Source organism: Serratia sp. PL17 (genome assembly GCF_017832355.1).
Lineage (GTDB): Bacteria > Pseudomonadota > Gammaproteobacteria > Enterobacterales > Enterobacteriaceae > Serratia.
On the sequence record NZ_JAFIBY010000001.1, the window covers coordinates 686,504 to 707,451 of the forward strand.

Annotated in this window: 22 protein-coding genes; 6 read left to right on the forward strand and 16 right to left on the reverse strand. The window is 52.1% G+C overall.

Annotated elements, in window-relative coordinates; all coding sequences use genetic code 11:
- The first annotated feature begins 2 nt into the window (after nucleotides 1-2).
- Both JOE25_RS03275 and JOE25_RS03280 read left to right on the forward strand, forming a co-directional pair.
- Complete coding sequence (locus JOE25_RS03275; protein ID WP_209632709.1) at nucleotides 3-422, forward strand: YeeE/YedE family protein; 420 nt, start codon at nucleotides 3-5, stop codon at nucleotides 420-422.
- On the forward strand, nucleotides 422-820 hold the full coding sequence (locus tag JOE25_RS03280; RefSeq protein ID WP_209632710.1) for a VOC family protein: 399 nt from the start codon (nucleotides 422-424) through the stop codon (nucleotides 818-820). The genes JOE25_RS03275 and JOE25_RS03280 overlap by 1 nt, the downstream gene beginning before the upstream one ends.
- A gap of 49 nt (nucleotides 821-869) precedes the next feature.
- On the opposite strand, the gene JOE25_RS03285 is transcribed toward JOE25_RS03280, so the two are convergent.
- The 4 genes from JOE25_RS03285 to JOE25_RS03300 all read right to left on the reverse strand — a co-directional run bounded on the left by JOE25_RS03285 (nucleotide 870) and on the right by JOE25_RS03300 (nucleotide 5,635).
- Nucleotides 870-2,423 (reverse strand): peptide MFS transporter, encoded by a 1,554-nt coding sequence (locus JOE25_RS03285; protein ID WP_209632711.1) that lies wholly within the window; start codon nucleotides 2,421-2,423, stop codon nucleotides 870-872.
- A 473-nt stretch (nucleotides 2,424-2,896) separates the two neighbouring features.
- Nucleotides 2,897-4,135 (reverse strand): multidrug efflux MFS transporter MdtG, encoded by a 1,239-nt coding sequence (mdtG, locus tag JOE25_RS03290; RefSeq protein ID WP_209632712.1) that lies wholly within the window; start codon nucleotides 4,133-4,135, stop codon nucleotides 2,897-2,899.
- 195 nt (nucleotides 4,136-4,330) lie between these two features.
- The gene (locus JOE25_RS03295; RefSeq protein ID WP_209632713.1) at nucleotides 4,331-4,615 is read right to left on the reverse strand and encodes a YciI family protein; all 285 of its coding nucleotides are present in this window, start codon (nucleotides 4,613-4,615) and stop codon (nucleotides 4,331-4,333) included.
- 99 nt (nucleotides 4,616-4,714) lie between these two features.
- Nucleotides 4,715-5,635, reverse strand: coding sequence for a Kdo(2)-lipid IV(A) acyltransferase (locus JOE25_RS03300; RefSeq protein WP_037423910.1), 921 nt, complete (start codon nucleotides 5,633-5,635; stop codon nucleotides 4,715-4,717).
- Nucleotides 5,636-5,909: 274 nt separating this feature from the next.
- On the opposite strand from JOE25_RS03300, the gene JOE25_RS03305 reads away from it, so the two are divergent.
- A complete protein-coding gene (locus tag JOE25_RS03305) occupies nucleotides 5,910-6,071 on the forward strand; it encodes a histidine kinase (RefSeq protein WP_209632714.1) in 162 nt (53 codons plus the stop codon).
- 18 nt (nucleotides 6,072-6,089) lie between these two features.
- On the opposite strand, the gene JOE25_RS03310 is transcribed toward JOE25_RS03305, so the two are convergent.
- Complete coding sequence (locus JOE25_RS03310) at nucleotides 6,090-7,187, reverse strand: NADH:flavin oxidoreductase/NADH oxidase (RefSeq protein WP_209632715.1); 1,098 nt, start codon at nucleotides 7,185-7,187, stop codon at nucleotides 6,090-6,092.
- A 209-nt stretch (nucleotides 7,188-7,396) separates the two neighbouring features.
- Between JOE25_RS03310 and JOE25_RS03315 the strand changes: the two genes are divergently transcribed.
- The gene (locus JOE25_RS03315; protein ID WP_209632716.1) at nucleotides 7,397-8,467 is read left to right on the forward strand and encodes a rhodanese-related sulfurtransferase; all 1,071 of its coding nucleotides are present in this window, start codon (nucleotides 7,397-7,399) and stop codon (nucleotides 8,465-8,467) included.
- Between the two features lie 37 nt (nucleotides 8,468-8,504).
- Here JOE25_RS03315 and JOE25_RS03320 read toward each other — a convergent pair whose 3' ends face one another.
- Complete coding sequence (locus JOE25_RS03320; protein WP_209632717.1) at nucleotides 8,505-9,083, reverse strand: YceI family protein; 579 nt, start codon at nucleotides 9,081-9,083, stop codon at nucleotides 8,505-8,507.
- Between the two features lie 23 nt (nucleotides 9,084-9,106).
- Complete coding sequence (locus JOE25_RS03325) at nucleotides 9,107-9,661, reverse strand: cytochrome b (protein ID WP_209632718.1); 555 nt, start codon at nucleotides 9,659-9,661, stop codon at nucleotides 9,107-9,109.
- Between the two features lie 425 nt (nucleotides 9,662-10,086).
- On the opposite strand from JOE25_RS03325, the gene JOE25_RS03330 reads away from it, so the two are divergent.
- Complete coding sequence (locus tag JOE25_RS03330) at nucleotides 10,087-11,139, forward strand: AI-2E family transporter (RefSeq protein ID WP_209632719.1); 1,053 nt, start codon at nucleotides 10,087-10,089, stop codon at nucleotides 11,137-11,139.
- Here the strand turns inward: JOE25_RS03330 and JOE25_RS03335 are convergent.
- From JOE25_RS03335 to pyrC, 8 genes are all read right to left on the reverse strand, one after another.
- Nucleotides 11,126-12,103, reverse strand: coding sequence for a zinc-dependent alcohol dehydrogenase family protein (locus tag JOE25_RS03335; RefSeq protein ID WP_209632720.1), 978 nt, complete (start codon nucleotides 12,101-12,103; stop codon nucleotides 11,126-11,128). The genes JOE25_RS03330 and JOE25_RS03335 overlap by 14 nt on opposite strands.
- 4 nt (nucleotides 12,104-12,107) lie before the next feature.
- Nucleotides 12,108-12,224 carry a DUF2770 family protein gene (locus JOE25_RS03340; protein WP_209632721.1) on the reverse strand — a complete coding sequence of 39 codons (117 nt, stop codon included), beginning with the start codon at nucleotides 12,222-12,224 and terminating at the stop codon, nucleotides 12,108-12,110.
- 132 nt (nucleotides 12,225-12,356) lie between these two features.
- The gene (locus tag JOE25_RS03345; protein ID WP_209632722.1) at nucleotides 12,357-12,983 is read right to left on the reverse strand and encodes a LuxR C-terminal-related transcriptional regulator; all 627 of its coding nucleotides are present in this window, start codon (nucleotides 12,981-12,983) and stop codon (nucleotides 12,357-12,359) included.
- Between the two features lie 224 nt (nucleotides 12,984-13,207).
- On the reverse strand, nucleotides 13,208-14,323 hold the full coding sequence (gene solA / locus JOE25_RS03350; protein WP_209632723.1) for an N-methyl-L-tryptophan oxidase: 1,116 nt from the start codon (nucleotides 14,321-14,323) through the stop codon (nucleotides 13,208-13,210).
- Between the two features lie 143 nt (nucleotides 14,324-14,466).
- A complete protein-coding gene (gene bssS, locus JOE25_RS03355) occupies nucleotides 14,467-14,721 on the reverse strand; it encodes a biofilm formation regulator BssS (protein ID WP_037423884.1) in 255 nt (84 codons plus the stop codon).
- 191 nt (nucleotides 14,722-14,912) lie between these two features.
- Nucleotides 14,913-15,191, reverse strand: a complete 279-nt coding sequence (locus JOE25_RS03360) for a hypothetical protein (RefSeq protein ID WP_209632724.1) — start codon at nucleotides 15,189-15,191, stop codon at nucleotides 14,913-14,915.
- 136 nt (nucleotides 15,192-15,327) lie between these two features.
- Nucleotides 15,328-15,567: a DNA damage-inducible protein I gene (gene dinI, locus JOE25_RS03365; protein ID WP_037423878.1), complete on the reverse strand. Its 240-nt coding sequence runs from the start codon at nucleotides 15,565-15,567 to the stop codon at nucleotides 15,328-15,330.
- Between the two features lie 80 nt (nucleotides 15,568-15,647).
- Nucleotides 15,648-16,694, reverse strand: a complete 1,047-nt coding sequence (gene pyrC / locus JOE25_RS03370) for a dihydroorotase (protein WP_209632725.1) — start codon at nucleotides 16,692-16,694, stop codon at nucleotides 15,648-15,650.
- 224 nt (nucleotides 16,695-16,918) lie between these two features.
- Here pyrC and JOE25_RS03375 point away from each other — a divergent pair, with 224 nt between their 5' ends.
- Entirely contained in the window at nucleotides 16,919-17,206 is a 288-nt protein-coding gene (locus JOE25_RS03375) for a putative quinol monooxygenase (protein WP_209634167.1), read from the forward strand.
- A 62-nt stretch (nucleotides 17,207-17,268) separates the two neighbouring features.
- Here the strand turns inward: JOE25_RS03375 and rne are convergent, their stop codons facing one another.
- A complete protein-coding gene (gene rne, locus JOE25_RS03380; protein ID WP_209632726.1) occupies nucleotides 17,269-20,640 on the reverse strand; it encodes a ribonuclease E in 3,372 nt (1,123 codons plus the stop codon).
- Between the last annotated feature and the right edge of the window lie 308 nt (nucleotides 20,641-20,948).

Genomic DNA, 20,948 nt, shown 5'->3' on the forward strand with positions numbered 1-20,948 from the left:
GCATGTTCAAACTCCTGTTTGCTTTACTGAGTGGCGCTATTTTCGGTCTCGGTTTGATGATTGCCGGGATGGCTAATCCGGCCAAAGTAGTGGCTTTTCTCGATATTACCGGTCAGTGGGATCCGTCATTGGCTTTGGTCATGGTGGGGGCGATAGCCGTGGCGGCACCCGCATTCCTTTGGGCGCGTCGTCGGCAGCATGCTTTACTGGGTGAGGAGATGCAGATTCCCACCAACAGACGCCTGGATCGTCGTTTACTGATCGGCAGTGCGTTATTCGGGATTGGTTGGGGAATGGCGGGCATTTGCCCAGGGCCGGCCTGGGTACTTGCCGGAGCGGGATCCTTGGCTGGGGTGCAGTTTGTTGTGGCGATGTTGGTGGGAATGGCCCTGTATGAAACGATGATACTACGGAGAAAATAATGGCAACAGCTAACGTGGTGCTGCGTATTGCACGTCCGACCGACAGGTTACAGGAGATAGCGGCCCTGTACTGCCAAGGGCTGGGTTTCGAACGGCTGGGTGAGTTCGAGGATCATCAGGGATTTGACGGCGTGATGGTTGGGCATCCGGAGCATGGTTACCACCTGGAATTCACTCACCATCGCGGTGTCAACGTGGGGCAGGCGCCGACGCAGGACCATCTGCTGGTGTTTTATTTACCGGATGAAAAGGCGTGGCTGGCAGGATGCCAACGTATGTCGGCCGCCGGTTTTAGGCGCGTTGTGGCATATAACCCCTATTGGGATGTCAACGGACGGACATTCGAAGATCTGGACGGTTATCGGGTAGTGTTACAACAACGGGCGTGGGAAGCATAAAAAAAGCCAGCGCACCGGGCGCTGGCTGAAGGGTTAAGCGAAACCGTTATCAGGCATTGGTTGCCGGTTTCTGTGCGCTTTTACCCTGGGTATTTTCCAGCATGCGACGGATCGGTACGATCAGCAGCGTCAATACTGCGGCGCAGATCAACAGCGCAATAGAGCAGCGGGCAAACAGGTCAGGCAGCATTTCCAGTTGGTCGGCTTTTACATGGCCACCAATCAGGCCTGCGGCCAGGTTGCCCAGCGCACTGGCACAGAACCACAGGCCCATCATCTGGCCGCGCATTCTTTCTGGCGCCAACAGCGTCATGGTTGCCAGCCCGATTGGGCTAAGGCACAGCTCACCCAGCGTCAGCATCAAAATACTGCCAACCAGCCACAGCGGGGATACGCCTGCGCCAGCATTGCCCAGCACGTTCTGTGCTGCCAGCATCATCAGACCAAAACCTGCCGCGGCAAACAGAATACCGATAACAAACTTGGTGATGCTGCTCAGGCGCACTTTATTGCGTGCCAGAGCAGGCCATGCCCAGCTAAACACCGGGGCAAGCAGAATAATGAACAGCGCGTTGATTGACTGGAACCACACCGCAGGGATCTCGAAGTCGCCAATCATACGGTTGGTGTAGTCGTTGGCGAACAAGTTGAACGATGTTGGTTTCTGTTCGAAAGCGGACCAGAAGAACGCCGCAGATACCAGCAGAATAAAGCACACCAGCAGGCGCGCGCGTTCTTTGCGACTAAGGCCGGCAAACACGAACAGGTAAATAAAGTACAGGGTTACCGAGGCCGCAATGACGTATACCAGCATGCTGGCTACGGCGACAGGGTTAATCACGATGATGCCTTGGGCAATCAGGGTAACAACCACGGCGACGCCGATGGCCAATGCAATCAACCAGGCACCAACGCCATTTTTCTTGGTTACAGGGCTATTCCAGGTTGAGTCCAGGCCAAATTCGCTGTCATAGCGTTTCATCGCCGGTACCGCAAAGACGCGGAAGATCACCAGTGCCACCAGCATACCGATACCCCCGATGCCGAAGCCCCAATGCCAGCCGTGCGAACGGATCAACCAGCCAGAGATCAACGGGGCGATAAACGAGCCCATGTTGATGCCCATATAGAACAGCGAGAAGCCACCGTCACGGCGATTGTCGCCTTTTTTATACAGGGTGCCCACCATCACCGAGATACAGGTTTTAAATAAACCGGAACCCAGCACGATAAACATCAGACCAATGAAGAACAGGTTATTGCCCATGATGGCGGACAGGGCGATCGACAGATGACCAAGAGCGATCATAATCGAGCCGTACCAGACGGCTTTTTGCTGGCCAAGCCAGTTATCTGCTAACCAGCCGCCCGGCAGGGCGGCAAGGTACATACTGCCGGCGAAAATACCCACAATTGCCGAGGCATTTTCACGTGCGAGACCCATACCCCCGTCATAGACCGTCGCGGCCATAAACAGGATCAGTAATGGGCGAATACCGTAAAACGAGAACCGCTCCCACATTTCTGTAAAGAATAGGGATCCCAGCGGATAGGGATGGCCGAAGAATGTCCGACTTTCTTGTTTATTAACAGAGGATTGCATAACGTCTTCCCAATAAAATGCGCTGCATTGATGCAGCTTATACTGTGGTATGTATGTGTATTTAAGGAAGGTGACCCACCCAGTGCGGATTACCCGACAAAACCGCGGCCGCAGCGCCCGTTAACCGTGGAAAGCGCGTTGGTCTTTTTTCACTTGGCCAATGGTTTACATTGGGCGTGATATTATTTAACCATTTGATAACTGGATGATGGTTTTGTCTAGTCCCTGTATCCCATTTTTTAGATGAAAAGTCGACAAACATCTACTTTTCTGGTTTTTATGTTGGTTGGGAAGTGAATGTTATTGACAGGCGGTTTATTGCGCTAAAAGTTTATTATTTGTTTAAAAACAAATAATTAAAACGTGATTGTGTTTGTTGTCGTTGCAGAAGAGACTGCATGGGGTATCAATACTAAAAGTAGGGTAAACGGGCCATCGACCCATTTAGGTGAGGGAGTTGGTGATAAATACAGCTATTGCTCTTCCTGCAGGGTATCTTCTCTCATTCGTGCCGGACGCCGTTGTAAACACCACCAGGAATAAATGGCGTTGAATAGCACCACCAAAGCAGTGACGCAAAATACCGTACGGAAGCCATAACTGGCAGATACTGCTGCCCCTAACAGCGGACCGCTGACGTTGCCGATGTCGCGGAAAGACTGGTTATAGCTAAATATCCGTCCGGCGACCTGGTTGGTACAGTTGTAGATCAGCAGTGTTTGCACAGCCGGTAATAGCGCGCCGTCGGCAGCGCCAAGCAGGAAGCGTAATACACCCAACTGCCATGGCGTTTGCACAAAGGCCATGGGGATCAGCAACAACACCGAGACGATCAGCATAACGACCAGAATGCGTTCTGGACCGATCCTGTCACCGAGTTTGCCCAGCCGGGGGGCACTCATCAGCGCGGCGACGCCCGGCACCGAGGCGATCAAACCGCTGACAAAGGCCAGGTTATGGATATTGCCAGCTAAATCGCGGACATACAGCGTCAGAATAGGTGCAATGGACCCGGTGGCAATTTGAATAATCATGGTTGTGACAAACAGACTGAGGATCAGCTTGGGGCTTTTCAGCGCAGCGAACACCTGCCGGGCGTGCAGCATGTCCTTTTTCTGCACTGGGGTGAATTGTTCTTTTACGCACAGCAGCGTCAGGATAAAGCAGACCAACAGCACGGCAGCAGTGATATAGAACACAGGCCGCAATCCGTACTGATCGGCTAACAGACCGCCGATCAGTGGCCCAATCAATGCACCGCTGACGCCGCCTGTCGATAGCGTGCCCAAGGCCCACCCGCTGCGATTTCTTGGTACCTGCGTGGCAATTAGCGCGTTAGCATTGGGAATAAAGCCGCCGAGGAGACCCAGAACTGCTCGTAGCGCCAAAAACTGCCATATATTCTGCGCCATTCCCATCAACAGCATCACAATCGACATCCCCAACGCCGAACGTAGCAGCATGAGCTTACGCCCACGGCGGTCAGCCAATCCCCCCCAGAATGGGGAGGCAATTGCAGAAAACAGGAAGGTAATACTGAATACCAATCCAGACCACATATTCAGCGCTTCGTGACCGGTTACACCAAGGGTTTCCACATAAAGCGGAAGGAAAGGCATGATCAGGCTGAATGCGGCGCCGGTGAGGAAACACCCTAGCCAGGTGACAAAAAGATTGCGTTTCCAGTTGATGGGGTCTGGTGCCGAAGCCATAAGTGCCTGCTGCTGAGGAGGACGCTTTGCTTTTGTGTGGAGGCAAGGAGCAAAGCAAAAAAGTTAGCCTGGTAAGTATGCGCTTAATTATAGACGGCATCAATTGATGTGGTGGGGGATGCGAGGAAAATGAAATAAAGTTTTAAAAATAGCGTATTGGCAATATTCCGCGCTGTGCGCGCGGAAAAAGTCTATTTAAAGCCCGGCGAGTTGTTCGAAACCCTTGGACGTGGTCGAGAGGGCGACATCGGTAATCTCATAGTGGGCAACGGCATTGAAGGGATCTTGCGCCACAATGGCATCCAATTGCGAACGTTCGATGCCTTTCACCAGGATTACACCGCCGGTACGTGGGTTCTTGCGGCCGGAGGCGATAAAGGTGCCGTCCTCGAAATATTTCTTCAGCCAGGCGACATGCCCTTCAAGGTGACTGTCCACTTCTGCTATCGGGCGGTGGTAGGTGAGGTTAACGATGTACATAACAACTCCAGGATGAGCGACAAAGGCTTACCATCCCACCGTTGCCGACGTTTCTCAAGATCTGCGGTATAAAAAACCCGCCAAACGGCGGGTTAGGGGTCAATAGAGAGAAGGTTCGCCTTCCGGCCGGGTTTTGAAGCGGCGGTGTAGCCACATGTATTGATCCGGCGCCATCAGGATTTCCTTCTCTACCACTTTATTCATAAAAGCGGCAGCTTCGAGCTCATTATCCAGCGGGAAGTTTTCCACCGCCGGCTGCATAATCAACTCATACCCTTTTGCATCGGGTAAGCGGCGTGGAGTAAAGGGAATAATGGCAGGTTTACCCATCCGTACCAACACGTAGCTACCCGTGGTGGTGGCGGCTTTTTCCACGGCGAACAGGGGAGCAAACACGCTGCTGCGTGGGCCGTAGTCGTGATCTGGGGCGTACCAGATGATGTCACCTTGTTTCAGCGCCCGGATCATGCCTTTGACGTCTTTACGGTCCAACATGGACTTGTTGGAACGCATACGCCCCCAGGTCTGCAGCCAGTCCATCAGTTTGTTGTCATGCGGCCGGTAAACCCCGATGCCCGGATTGTGAATACCAAATATGCGGGCACCCAGTTCCAGCGTCAGAAAATGCAGACCGATCAGCAAAACCCCCTGATGGTTATCTTTCGCCTTCTGAATATGTTCCAGTCCACTGACCTGGAACCAGCGCTCGATTCGCCAGTTTGGCCAAAACCACGCCATACCAGTTTCAAATAGCCCCATACCGACAGATTCAAAATTCTGCACAACCAATGCATCGCGCTCTGCCTGCGGCATGTCTGGGAAGCACAGCACCAGGTTACGCTGAGCAATCGCTACTCGGCGCTTAAGAAAGCGCATGGAGAAACGACCCAGCGAGGTGCCAAGGCGATAGATGACGGGGTAAGGCAGCAGGACCAGCAAATAGAGCAAACCGATGCCGAACCAGGTAAGCCAGTAGCGTGGGTGCAATAAAGAGCGATTAAAAGAAGGAACTTGAGTCATGTGTTCTCAGCTTAGAAGCAGTCATTTGACAATAATAACAGAGTAATACCAGGGGCCATCACCCAAAGGCAATTTGCCAGGCATTCTTTTTCTGCCGTTTATAACCAACTATTGTGACATTTTTCTCACGCAACGTGAAAAGGCACCGCATTAAAACATCATTTTCGGTGATGAATCGATATCAATTGATGAATAATCCGACGATACCGCTCGAAAGGACAAAGCCTGTCAGCGACAGATGCGTATCATCCCGCGCAATTATTTAGGGGGTATTATGTTGGCATCATGGATAAGTGTAGGGCTGCTGGTCACGGGAACGCTGTTGGGCAGCCTTGGCGCACACCTCCAGTTTAACCCTTTGCTGGTCACGGCAGGAATCGTCCTGTTGGCGGGAATAGTGACTTCCGGGTTTACTGAATGCCGGGGTGGCCACTGAGCATCCACCCCGGATTTATCAGGCGTTTTTAAACAGACCTTTCAACACATGTGGTTCTGAACGCCAGTATTGCGGTGGTGCACTGACTTTCTCACCCAGTTTCGCCGCGGCATGCCATGGCCAGCGTGGGTTGTAAAGGATGCCACGCGCCAGTGCGATCATATCTGCCTGCCCGGTAGCGACAATCGCTTCCGCCTGTTCTGGCTCGGTGATTAGCCCTACCGCAATCGTCGGCAACCCGGTTTCCCGCTTGATGGTTTCGGCGAAAGGGACTTGATAATTAGGTCCAACCGGGATTTTTTGCAGCGGTGACGTCCCCCCGCTGGACACATGAATGTAGTCACAGCCCAGCGCTTTTAGCGCTTTTGCCAGCAGCACCGACTGCTGCTCATCCCACCCTCCGTCAACCCAGTCACTGGCAGAAATACGTACACCGAGCGCCTTGTGCGCCGGAAAGACTGCACGCACGTCGTTGAAAATCTCCAGCAACAGGCGCATGCGATTTTGCAATGAGCCACCATACTGATCGTTGCGCTGATTGGACAGCGGTGAAAGAAACTGATGCAGCAGATAGCCGTGCGCGCCATGCAGCTCAATCAGTTCAAAACCGAGTCGGTCCGCACGTTTTGCCGACGCAACGAACTGCGCTTTGAGTTGTTCAATCTCTTCCAGACTCATTGCCACCGGTTTTTCATCCTGTGGGGCAAAGGGCAGGGTCGAGGCAGATAATGTTTGCCAGCCTCCGTTTGCGGCGCTGAGTTGTCCACCGCCAGCCCAAGGTACGGCACAGGAGGCTTTGCGCCCTGCATGGGCAAGTTGAATGCCTAACGGCATGGTGGCGTGTTTTTTTACCGCGTTCACCACCTCAGCCAGTGCGAGTTCGGTGGCGTCATCCCATAAACCGAGATCGCTGGGCGTGATACGGCCTTCGGGAGCTATCGATGTGGCTTCCACAATCAGCAGGCCGGCGCCGGATAATGACAGGCTACCCAGATGCATGGTATGCCATTGTGTTGCTTTGCCGTTGTCGGCTGAATATTGGCACATTGGCGCGATAATAATACGGTTGGGCAAATTCAGTTTCCCCAGCGCAATCGGGGTAAATAACTGACTCATAATGTCCTCCAGGTCCGTGGTAAATAGGGTGGGTAAGATCTCCTTAGGCTTATCGGGATTCGTGAACAACGTCAAGTTTTCGCCCTCAACAGCGCCAGCGGGTTAATGCTGTGTTGAGCCGATTTTTCGGGTATTATGTGCGCCGCGCGTGGGCCAGCGGCCTGCGCGCGTTCAAATCAGTCACCTCCCGAAAGACAGGAAAGTACACCATGCCAGTGTTACATAACCGAATTTCTAATGAGGAACTGAAGGCGCGCATGCTGGCGGAAACCGAGCCGCGCACTACAGTTTCTTTTTATAAATATTTCACCATCGACGATCCTAAGGCGTTTCGTGACAGCCTGTATGTCCAATTCGACAAGCTAAAGGTCTTCGGCCGCATTTATGTGGCTAAAGAAGGCATCAATGCGCAGATCAGCGTGCCGCAAAATAAGTTTGAGGCGTTTAAGGCCGCGTTGTTTGCTTCGCATCCGGCACTGGACCAGGTTCGGCTGAATATTGCCCTGGAAGACGACGGTAAATCCTTCTGGGTATTGCGCCTGAAGGTGCGTGATCGCATTGTCGCTGATGGTATTGATGACGAAAGCTTTAACCCGGCTAACGTCGGTGAGTATTTGCAGGCCGATCGCGTTAACCAAATGATTGACGACCCGGATACGCTGTTTGTGGATATGCGTAACCACTACGAATACGAAGTCGGCCACTTTGAGAATGCCATCGAAGTGCCTTCAGACACTTTCCGTGATCAATTACCAATGGCCGTTGAAATGCTGCAGGACAATAAAGACAAAAATATTGTCATGTACTGCACCGGCGGTATCCGTTGTGAAAAAGCCAGTGCCTATATGTTGCATAACGGCTTTAAAAACGTCTATCACGTAGAAGGCGGTATTATCGAGTACGCACGCAAAGCAAAAGAGCAGGGGCTGCCGCTGAAGTTTGTCGGCAAGAACTTTGTGTTTGACGAGCGTATGGGCGAGCGGATTTCTGATGATGTGATTGCCAACTGCCACCAGTGCGGTGCTGCCTGTGATACTCACACCAACTGCAAGAATGATGGCTGCCATTTACTGTTTATTCAGTGCCCGAGTTGTGCCGCTAAATTTGAAGGTTGTTGCAGCGAGATCTGCCGCGAAGAGCTGAAGTTGCCGCGTGAAGAGCAGCGTGCACGCCGTGCCGGCCGTGAGAACGGCATCAAGATTTTCAATAAGTCGAAAGGGTTATTGCAGACCACGATGCATATTCCTGCACCGGAAGAAGATAAAGGCTCAGCCAGCTGAGCCCTAACAAGCGCGGCAGTCTTGCCGCGCTTTTGCATTACTTCGCGCGAACGCCTTCCACGGAAATAATCAGCTCTACGTCCTGAGACGCCGGGCCAAGATCGGTAGTGATGCCAAAGTCTTTCAGTTTGATCTTACCGTTGGCTTCGAAGCCTGCGCGGTATCCACCCCATGGGTCGTTACCCTGACCGATCAGCTTGGCGTCCAACGTAACCGGTTTGGTCACGCCGTTCAGTGTCAAGTTGCCGACAATCGCATAGCCTTCGCCGTTCTTTTTCACTTCAGTGGATTCAAATTTGGCCTGTTTGTTCTTTTCCACATTCAGGAATTCTGCACTGCGCAGGTGTTTGTCACGCTCAGCGTGGTTGGTATCGACGCTGGCAGTGTTGATAGTGACGTTCACCTGGTCTTTGGACGGATCTTTATCGTCGAAAGTGAAACCACCGTCAAAATCCTTGAAAGAGCCGTACAACCAGCTGTAACCCAGGTGCTGGATGCGGAATTCGATAAAGGCGTGCTGACCTTGTTTGTCAATTTTGTAGTCAGCAGCCAGTGCGGAACCGGCGCTCAGCAGCAGTGCGCCTGTCGCCAGGCCCAGTACGGTTTTCTTTAACATAGCAATCTCCATAAATCCAAAGGTTAATCGGCGCTGCTACCCAGCATCCGTTTCAAAGTAACATCACGATCAACGAAGTGATGTTTAAGCGCAGCCAAACCGTGCAGCACTGAAAGCACTACCACGGCCCAGGCCAGGTAAAGATGAACAGTGCCGGCGGTATCGGCCTGTTCCGCCATGCCAGTGACGGTGGCAGGGACGTCGAACCAGCCGAAAACGCTGATAGGCTGGCCATCGGCGGTAGAAATCAGGTAGCCGCTAATCAGGATGCTGAACAGCACCACGTAGAGTGCCAAATGCGCCAAGATTGCACTAACACGCGTGAAGCGACTGTAACTGGCCAACGGTTTAGGGGGCGGTGAAACAAAGCGCCAAATCACTCTGATCACCATGATGACAAACAGCAGCGTGCCGATGCTTTTATGGATTTCCGGTGCCTGGTGATACCAGACATCATAATAGCCAAGCGTGACCATCCATAGACCAAGGGCAAACATGCCGTACACCGTCAGCGCAACCAACCAGTGGATCAGCACTGAAATATGGCCAAACCGGTTCGCGGTATTTTTCCAGAGCATCGCGTTTCCTTACATTCCTCATTTTCTGGCTGCAATAATTAAACTTTAAGAAACATAAAATCAATAATAAATTTAACTATGTTACTTCTTATTAATATCAATCAGTGGATTTGGTTAAGATAGCGATAAGTCAATCAGTGAAATAGTTGGAGTTAATAGATGCTGTGGTAAATTAATTTTTTGTTATGGTTTGAAAAATAACGAATTTATTTATTATTGTCAGCTTTTGTCATTTTGCGTAAATATGCTGAGAGGTTTTGACAAATAAACCCTAGTCAAGATTGCCAACTATTTCCAGGTGATGTTTTGAAAAAGGGTATTTTCTATCCAACCTGCAATACCCGTGCTGCGCTGAGGCAGAGTTTGCTAACATAACGGGTATCGGGTGGTCCGTCGGGCCAGCGCTATTAACGCAAGGAAATGTCATGGGCCGAACAGAGTCGACCGATCGCAGCCTGCGCCTGGCCATTATGCTGGCGATGGTGGTGATTATTCTCGCGGGTGTCAAAGCCGCAGCGGATGTCGTGGTGCCATTCTTACTGGCGGTATTCCTCGCTATGGTACTGAATCCGCTCGTGACGCAGCTTGAACGTTGGCGGATACCGCGTGTGTTGGGCGTGACCTTGTTGGTGGTCGCCGTTGTCATCATATTGATGTTGTTCATCGGAATATTGGGTGCCTCGCTAAACGAATTTGCCCGCTCGTTACCGCAGTACCGCGGCATGATGATGGAAAAGCTGGGAGAGCTGCAGCATTACGCAGACCGCGCCAATATCACTATTTCTACCGAGGCAATGTTGCAGTATGTCGATCCCAGTGCGGCCATGAATATGGTTACCCGCCTGTTGAGCCGTTTTTCAGGGGCAATGACCAATATATTTCTGCTGTTGATGACAGTGGTATTTATGCTGTTTGAAGTACAACTCTTGCCTTACAAATTACAGCAAGCGCTCGACAAGCCGAGTGAAGGTATTGCCAATATTCAACGTGCACTGGATGGTGTTACCCGTTATTTGGTGATCAAAACGGTAATCAGTTTGGCAACGGGCGTTATTGTCTGGGGGTTCCTGGCTGCGGTCGACGTGCGTTTTGCGTTTATCTGGGGACTGCTGGCGTTCCTGCTAAATTATATTCCCAATATCGGCTCGGTGATTGCCGCTGTTCCTCCTTTGGTCCAGGCTTTGCTGTTTAATGGTTTTGGCGATGCACTGGTGGTGGCTGCGGGTTTTATCGCCATCAACCTGGTGATTGGTAATATGTTGGAACCGCGCGTTATGGGGCGGGGGTTGGGGCTGTCGACGCTGGTGGTCTTCTTGTCTCTGATTTTCTGGGGGTGGCTGATGGGGCCAGTGGGGATGTTGCTGTCGGTGCCACTGACCATTATTACGCGTATCGCACTGGAGACCACCGAAGGCGGGCACAAATTGGCTGTAATTCTCGGTGATGGGCAGCCAGTAAAACAGGTTACTCCGGAGTAAAGAAGATTTTCCCCTGCGTTTTGCTGTCGGCGGCATGCTGCAGCGCCAGTTTATAGTGCCGTAGGGGATAGACTGCTGCTGGGGGCTGCAGGGTCAGTTGGCCGCTACGGACCAAATGAAAAAGCTGCTGGAATGCAGCTTGCCACTGAGTCAGTGTGGCTTGTGCATTCCACTTGCGTAGATGAAACAGTGAGGTACGCAGCCGCAATTGCTGAGCAATGCGTTGCCAGTCAACCTGTTGGCCACTGAGTAACCCCAAGGCGACAAAATCACCGGAAGGGCCCACCGAACGTGCCAGCTGTAAACCCTCCTCACCACCAACACAGTCGATCGCTGCCTTCGCGGTATGGCCGGTCAGTAGCTGTAACTCATATTGCTGCAACAAACTCTTTTCGTAGACTCGCCATGCACCGGCATTCAGTAACGCCTGTCGATGTGCCGTATTGCGTACGACCACAATCAATTTGATACCGCGCAGCGCGGCCAATTGGCAAAACAGAAAGCTTATTGCCGATCCCCCAGCGTTTAGCAACAGGATGTCGCCAGCATTCAGTGACAGCCACTGTGTCAGCAATACCCAACAGGTGAGTGGGTTGATATAGATTTGTGCTGCACTGGCATCATCAATATCATCCGGCACCCAGACGACCCTGGCTTGTTCAATCGTGACACAGGTTTGCCAACTGCCATCACCCATGAACGCCAGCGCCCGCCTATCGGTAGAGTGACCATGAGAATCGATAGCAACGCCCATGCCTTCGTAGCCGGGTACCTGAGGCAAGGCGGTACGGTGTGCATACTGGCCGTGGATTGGGATCAGATCAGAGGGGTTGATCGGTGCATAATGCATCCGTAAACGCAGGCGGTTGGGCTGGTGCGCAGGAAGACGAGTGTGTTCCAAATCAATGACTTGCTCGGGGCTGCCAAAACGGCTAAAGCACAGGCGCGGAAGGGGAGATGGCATGCGTTTAAGCGATAAAGAAGAAATAGACGTCCAGCACCAATAACACCAGCCATAGACAGAGATACAGCACCAGATGTTCGCGCACGTTGTTGACGATCGCCGACAGTATTTTGTTTAACATTCTTAGAGGCCACAAGGTAAGGACGGGCAGATTATAGTATTTTTGCGGCCGGCGTTCATACTGTCGAGAGAACAAAACGTGGGACAGAGGCATACCTCAAGATTAACAGCAGCCTGCTATCGCAGGCTTTGGTTACACCGCCATCAAAGACAGTGGCATAGCGCTCGAAGGCACGCTTGGCGGATAGAAGTAGCGCAGCACGTTATACAGTGAATAAAATTCCAGCCGGTTACGGGCGTTGATTTTCTCTGTGATATGACGTTTGTGAACGTAGACCGTATGCGAACTGATTTGCAGTTTTTTCGCGATGCGGTAATTGGGCATTTCAGCCATCCAATGCTTCATTACCGTCAGCTCCTGTGGGCTGAACAGCGAATGTTCAACGCTGCAGTCCATCAGTGACACCGGCTTTTCGCGCATCATGCGCAAGGTCACCGGCAGAGTGGCTTTATTGAACAGGAATGCGTGGTCGGCGATACGCATCGGCGTTTCGCTATAGGGGTAGGGGGTATCCAGATAAATAAACAACAGTGCCGATGATGTAGCATCAATAAAGGCCTGAAGTTGGGCGTCATCTTCGCTATGGCGGCACTGTTTGGTCAGGTTCACCAGAATGTGGCTTGGCCGGTAGTGATCCAGCAGGGGGGTCGCCTGTTCAAGGCTGTGGCAACATTTTACCTGGGCGAAAACATTGTCAGTAAAATAGTTATCTATTCCGACCCGAGTGAAGCAGCATTCGTCCACGACAAGCAGTTTCATGGTGACGTCCTTGTTGATCGAAGAATTACTATGGCATATCAGCTGTAAAATAGAACTTACACCACAGCGGATCAATTCGGAAATCCGGATACTTACGACAGAAATTTCCGTTGAAATATTTTTTACATTAAATTTCAGATTGTTATGATAATTCTTGGTTGTAACTTAGGCACTCAACCGCCGCCCGCAGCGGGTGGCGGGCGCGATTGAGTGAAGCGAAGGGCTTAATCAAAGCGTTTTAATGAGAAGGGCAGGATGTCCACCGGGGGCGTTTTATCTTCGGCAAACAGTGCAGCAATTTCACCCAATACGCTGGCAAACTTGAAACCATGGCCGCTCAGGCCAGTGATAACCATTAAGCGATCGCAGCCTGGCAGCGTATCGATAATAAAGTCCTCATCTGGGCTCATGTCATAACTGCATGCTTCACCGTGTAAACATACCCCTACACCTGGCAAGAATTGGCGCAGGAAATGGAAAACTTCGGTACCGTCACTGGCAAAACTGCCAAAAGGTTTACGCTCTTCAGGCTTATCTATAGGTTGGCCACCATCGTGTTTACCCACCTTCAACCCGTCGTTATCGGCAGGGAAACCATAGTAATGGTTGCCGTCTTGCGCTTCGACAGTAAAGGCTGGGAACCGGTTATTGATGCTGTAACGGCCATCGGCCTGATGCCAGGAAAAAACTTTACGCAGCGGGGTAACTGGGAGCCGGGGTAGTAGCGCGTTTACCCAGGTACCGGCAGTGACTACGGCCTTGCGCCCCTGAAAGTGGCCTTCAGCGGTAATGACTTCAACCCCACCGTCGATAGGCTGCACTGCACTGACTGGGCAATTGAACAACTGACTGCAACCGGCGTCTTTCGCGAGCTTGATCAGGCTGGCGATGGCTTTTTCCGAGCGCAGGAACCCTGCATCCGGCTCAAATACGCCGACGTAGCCCTCAGGTGCATTGAATTCCGGCCAGCGCTGGTTTATCTCTTCCGCACTCAAGTTTTGCGTATTGAGTCGGAATCTTTGCGCGCTGTGCTGGGCATTACGAATAAATTCTGATTGCTCCGGCCCCATGTTCAGCACACCGCAATCCTGGAACAACTCTTCACCCGTTTGTTTAATCAGTGCGTTCCATAAGGCTTGGGCACGCAGAATCAACGGAACATATTTTTCGCCTTCGCCGTAGGCATGACGGATGATGCGCGTATCGCCGTGGTGGCTGCCGTTACGGTGTGGGGGCATCGCACTGTCTATCATTAATACTTTAAGGCCGGCCCGTGTCGCATAGTAACCCGCCGCTGCACCTACCGAACCGCTGCCCACAACAATTAAGTCATATTCCACGTGCCATAACCTCTCTGTGACATCTCTCTTATGCCGTCATGATAAAAGGTTGGGCGTCGCAATGCACTTGTTGCACGAGTTACAGGCAAATAAAAAGGCGCCAGGGATAAATACTGGCGCCTTAGGTTTTTGGGTAGAGTGAACTAGTGTTTTTTACGATCAAGGTCCTGGTAATCCGTTGCTTCAATCTTGGCGATGCCAGCTTCTAAGATATTGATTAATTGACGTGCGACATCTGTGGTTAGCCAAAGCGTTCTGTCTACTTGGGCGTCTTCGGGTGTCTGGTCTAGTGAAGACAGGTAATGAAGGCGTATCATCATGGCGTCATAAACGTCGACAGTACTGATATCCCAACCAACAAGCGGGTGTGTCTGAATTACTTCATCATTTCTGTCCATAAAGACCCCTTATTGAGTAGTGACTACCGTGAGTGACTAACGAGGATCAATGCGGCCCATCATCATGTGAGCAATTACAGTATACGCATCTGGTTTCGGTGGTGGAGCTTTTCCCACCTTCTTTTGCAAAATAAATATTTATTTGAGTGATTATTCTACAGGTTCGCTCGCGAAAGAGGGAAGACCGGGTGCTATGTAAGATCAGGTGGGGGGGCGTTTCCGTGTAGCCGTTTTTCTAACTCGGAGGCCAGATGGGCAAAGTGCTGCTGTGTTTCGGCATCGCGATTTTGATTTTGCGATTCCAGCTTTAGGCTGTGGATTAACAATTGATTGGCTTTGTCATCAAGACCAAAGGCCAGATAGGAGAATGCCACTTCCAACACGCTTAAACGTCGTTTTTGATCGGCGATCAGTGCCAGCAACTCGCCAAACGTCATCGCTTCTTCGTTTCTCACTTTGTCTGGGGCCATGTCAAATACCTCCTGTTAAAGCATTCAGTACAGACCAGATAAAGGGTTTCTTCCAGCAAAAAATTAAACCCCCTTCGCCAGGCTTCAAATACAAAAAAGCCGGAGAGCGACCCCCGGCAAAAACTACATTGCAGTATTATTCTGCGCTAAACCAATCGTCAGCACTTTCCCAGGTTTCCTGGAGGATGTCTGCGATCAGGTCTTTATCTGTTTTGAGACCGCCAAGTACCGAGAGCCCGTTTGAGCCGGCATAACGTACCTGAACCACGGTGTCTGGAAATTGGCGATTGACTCGCTTGCTCAGTTCGCCGGTCAGAGCCTCTATGGCCCCTGACGGTAGTGGTTTGGTTTTATCTATAGTGACTTCAACACGCATAATTGCCCCCGAAGCGATTTACTGGATATTTATACAGTTAACCGAGGCCGGGGGCAAGAGGCTACGTTAAAAAAAGATGCTTACGCCTTCACTGACCAGTTCAGGCTCTCTCCTGCCAGGAAGGGCACTACCGTTTCGTCACCCATGAGGATCTCTTCCGGCTGGGTGGTCGGGACGCGTTGCAGCTCGATAAAATCGGTATTGACCGGCAAACCATAAAAACGCGGGCCATTCAGTGAGCAGAATGCTTCCAGATGCTCTAGTGCGCCCAGTTGTTCAAATACGCTGGCGTAGGCCGGGATGGCGTTAGGGGCATTGAATACACCTGCACAGCCACAGCTTGATTCCTTACGGTGTTTGGCATGCGGGGCAGAGTCGGTGCCGAGGAAGAAGCGATCTGAGCCGCTGGCAACCGCTTTGCGCAATGCATCCTGATGAATGTTGCGCTTAAGGATTGGCAGGCAGAACAGGTGCGGGCGGATGCCACCAACCAACATGTGGTTACGGTTAAACATGAGGTGCTGTGGAGTGATAGTGGCGCCAAGGAATCGATTGCCTTCCTGCACATATTGGGCCGCTTCTTTGGTGGTGATGTGCTCGAAGACGATTTTCAGTTCTGGGAACTGTTGACGAATTGGCTCCATAACCTGCTCAATAAAACGAGCCTCGCGATCGAAAATATCAACGGCGGCATCGGTCACTTCACCATGAATCAACAGCGGCATGCCGATTTTCTGCATTTGTTCGAACAGCGGGTAGATAGCTTTCACATCGCTGACACCGTGGCTGGAGTTGGTGGTGGCATTAGCCGGATACAGCTTGGCGGCAGTGAAAACACCTTGTTCGAACCCCGTGACCAGTTCTGTGGCGGCCAGCGAATTCGTCAGGTAGCAGGTCATCAGCGGGGTGAAGCTATGCCCCTGAGGGACTGCTGCCAGAATGCGGTCGCGATAAGCGCGGGCGGCATCGACGGTCGTAATTGGTGGAGCCAGGTTCGGCATCACAATCGCCCGGCCAAAGACCTGACTGGTATAGGGCAAAACCGTTTTCAGCATGTCATCATCACGCAGATGGATGTGCCAGTCGTCAGGGCGGCGGATTTTCAGGGCTTGAGGTTGTGCGGTCATGTTGCAAGGCTCCGGCGGTTAGAAACGGGTCTACATAAAAGCGAATAATGGGGGTTATTCACGCCGGGGTGTAAGGATAAGCTGAAAGCGCTTGCGATGCATCTGTTTGTTCACAGCAAGTTGAAATCAATTGGCTATCAGGCGCATAGTGAGAAGGATTTTAATGGTTCCCGGGTGCAAACTGCCGGGTAATCAAGGTTATTCATGTGGAATGGGAGAAAAAAATGGAAGTGCGAGTAATTGCGACCCTACAGGCGAAACCTGAATTTGTATCTGCAGTGAGCGATACGGTACATGAGATTATCGAACCAAGCCGTCGGGAGTTGGGCAACCTGCAATATGATTTGCACCGCGAATTGGAACAGCCAGGCACCTTCGTATTTTTTGAACGCTGGGCAAGCGAAGAGGCATTGGAAAAGCACAATGCCACCGAGCATTTTAAGCAATTCGTCAGCCAGCTTGATGGCAAACTTGATTCGCTGGATATCAAACGCTTGAAGAAAATTGCCTGAGCCGATTTTGTTGCAATAAAAAACCCGCCTTATGGCGGGTTTTTTGATCGGAGCAGATTACGTTAATCGTTAACCGGCTGCGGTTTGGTTGCCGGTGCGGTGGCTTGGTTCGCCGCCGCATGGCCACCAGCGGAACCTTTACCTTCGAAGTTGAAGGTAGGACGCTGCCAATCGCTGTGTTGCTGCTGTTCCGGCACATAATCCGGTGCAGGAGCCTTGGTCATTGGTGCCGTTGCGATATGCTTGTACAGCGGTGCGGGTTGCTGCTGTACAACAGACACTTTATCTTCAACAACGGTTGGAGCAACAATGGCCTGCACAGGCTCGACAGCGGCTTCCGGTTCTGCGACCACGGATGCCTGCTCGGCAACAAACGTGTCTTCAGTAACGGTTGTCACTGCGGTGTCCACAACGGGCGTTTCTTCCACCTCTGGGGCAGTTTCAACTGTTGGCGCTTCTTCAACCACTGGAGCGGCCTCAACCACTGGCGCGACTTCAGCTGCAGCCGTTTCTTCTACGGCCGGTGCCTCAACCACAGGTGCTGCGGTGATTTCCTCAGCCTGAGCCGTGATAATCGGCTTAACGGTTTCAACAACCGGTTGGGTTTCTGCTTCAAGTGCTTCAACTGCAACGTCTGGCGCACTAACGGCTTGTACGGCGGTTTCAACGACCGCTGGTGCGGTTACGCTGACGGCTTCCGGTGCCATGACATTGTCAGTAGCGATCTCGATAGCTTCCGCCTGAACTTCAGCTTCTTCAATCACTTGCGCAGTCTGTGTGACAGGGTAACTTACCCAGACCTTGCCTGAGGCCATTTCCGGAGAGGCGAAAGCCCCAGCCAATGGCATTGGCGACTGAGTAGGGTAACGCTCATCACGGTAACGGCGACGACGTTGACCACTGACGCGCAGGTGGCGCGGAGAACGGCGTGAGCGGCGTGGCATGCCGTTTTCGCCGTTAGCGCGGTTATCACCTTGTGCATCATCTTCGGCCTGCGCCTCGAGGGTTTCAGGCAGCAGTTTAACGCTGTCTTCAACCTGGGCAGGCTTCACGTCCTGAGCTTTTGCTACTGGCGCTTTGGGTGCCAATAATTCTTCCGCTGCGCGATGCAGTTCTTCTTCCGCAGACAATACACGAACTTTCTGTGGCAGATTACGACGCTGACGGCGCTGCATGTTCTGCATCTGACGTTCTTCGAGATCTTCGTCATTGCTGGTGCTGGCCGTGGTGGTCTCTACGCTTTCAAGCGCGGCCACTTCCTGCTGAGCCTGACGTTTTTCTTCCTGACGACGACGCTGACGCTCGGCACGTTGATCACGGCGTTGTTGCTGCTCTTCACGCTGTGCTTTTGCGGCCTCTTCAGACTGTGGCTCATCGACCGGTGCAGTGGCTTGTGGCGCATTGCGGCGGTTGCGGCGCTGTTCATCACGTACTTCACGTGTTTCGCGGCCTTCGCGGTTGTCACGTGGTTCGCGATTTTCACGCGGTTCACGGTTATCGCGATCACGGTTGTCACCACGTTCTTTACGCTCGCCACGTTCTGGACGATCGCCACGCTCACCGCGTTCTTTACGACCAGTACCTTGACGGCGTTGACCGCGACGATCCTGGCGGCGGTTTTCACCGTTACCTTCTTGCTTCGGCGCTTCAACAACGGGTTTGGCTTCGACAACAGGCTGTTCTTCACCAGCAAACAGCGCTTTCAGGCCACCGAACAGACGGCCTAACAGGCCCGGTTTTGCAGCAACTGGCGCGGCTTGTTTGGTTGCAGTAACGGTGGCGGTAGACTTCGCCACTGCCGGTTCTTCAGCCGGTGGTGGTGCGTCAGCAGCCAGAGAGAACGAAGCCAGCGCTGGCTGCTCTGGGCGTTTACGCTCCATCGGAGCATCTTCCAGCGGCTGAGCCATTTCTTCTTCGTGCAGTTTCGGCAACAGGTAGCTCAGGGTTGGTGTCTCTTCACCCTTACGCACGCGCAGCACAGAGTAATGCGGGGTTTGCATTTGATCGTTCGGCACGATGATCGCTTTCACGCCACCCTGACGTTTCTCGATCGCGCTCACCGATTCACGCTTTTCGTTCAGCAGGTAAGAAGCAACCTGAACTGGCACGATAGCGTGAACTTCTTTGGTGTTTTCTTTCAGCGCTTCTTCTTCGATCAGACGAAGAATGGACAGAGCCAGTGATTCGTTATCACGGATGGTGCCGGTGCCGTTACAGCGTGGGCAGACGTGATGGCTGGATTCGCCTAACGACGGGCTGAGGCGCTGACGCGACATCTCAAGCAGGCCGAAACGGGAAATGCGACCGATTTGGATACGCGCGCGGTCTTGACGAACGGCATCACGCAGGCGGTTTTCCACTTCACGTTGATGACGAACCGGGGTCATATCGATAAAGTCGATAACGATCAGGCCGCCGAGGTCACGCAAGCGTAACTGGCGAGCGATCTCGTCCGCGGCTTCCAGGTTAGTGTTGAACGCCGTTTCTTCGATATCGCCGCCACGAGTTGCACGCGCGGAGTTAATATCGATAGCGGTCAGTGCTTCCGTGGAGTCGATAACAATCGAGCCGCCGGAAGGCAGGCGCACTTCACGCTGGAAAGCGGATTCGATTTGAGATTCGATTTGGTAGTGGCTGAACAGTGGGATCTCACCGCTGTACAGTTTGATTTTGCTGCTGAAATCCGGGCGACCCAAGGCAGCAATGTGCTCTTTGGCCAGATCGAGAATTTTGGGATTGTCGATCAGGATTTCGCCGATGTCTGGGCGCAGATAGTCGCGGAATGCACGCACGATGACGTTGCTTTCCTGATGGATCAGGAAGGGGGCAGAGCGGCCTTCAGCGGCTTTTTTGATGGCTTCCCAGTGCTTCAGGCGGAAAGACAGATCCCACTGCAGCGCATCGGCAGATTTACCAACGCCTGCGGTACGAACAATCAGACCCATGCCATCAGGCAGTTGCAGGGACGAAAGCGCTTCTTTCAACTCGGTACGGTCGTCACCTTCGATGCGGCGTGAAATACCACCGGCACGAGGGTTGTTCGGCATCAGTACCAAATAACTGCCCGCCAGGCTGATGAAGGTGGTTAAGGCTGCGCCTTTGTTGCCACGTTCTTCTTTATCAACCTGAACGATCACTTCCTGGCCTTCGCGCAGCACATCTTTGATGTTAGGGCGACCATGAGAAGAGTAGTTACTTGGGAAGTATTCGCGGGCGATTTCTTTAAGAGGGAGGAAACCATGTCGTTCGGCGCCGTAATCAACGAACGCTGCTTCAAGACTTGGTTCTATACGAGTGATTTTACCTTTGTAAATATTCGCTTTTTTCTGTTCATGACCCGGACTTTCAATATCCAAATCATACAGCCGCTGTCCATCTACGAGGGCAACACGCAACTCTTCCTGCTGAGTTGCGTTAATCAACATTCTTTTCATCTTAACTTACTCGTTATTTTTACATTATCGACAAAGCTGCGGGCAAAATAACCTCATGGCCGGATTAAAACCGAAAACCCCGTGTCTTCTCGCAAAGTCGTCAACCTCACGGTTGTCGCCTGCATAGGGGCGCATTATCTCGGTAAGCCTGTATTTCTTTGTGAAAAACAGCACTTTTACTAGGGGAATAGCCTCTGATTTACGTCGACAGATCTGATTCCGTTTGCCGGCCAAGCTGCAACCCGCAGCCCGCTAATTGTTTGATTTCACATTACGTCTTACGCCATTGCTGCGTTTTTGTGCCATCA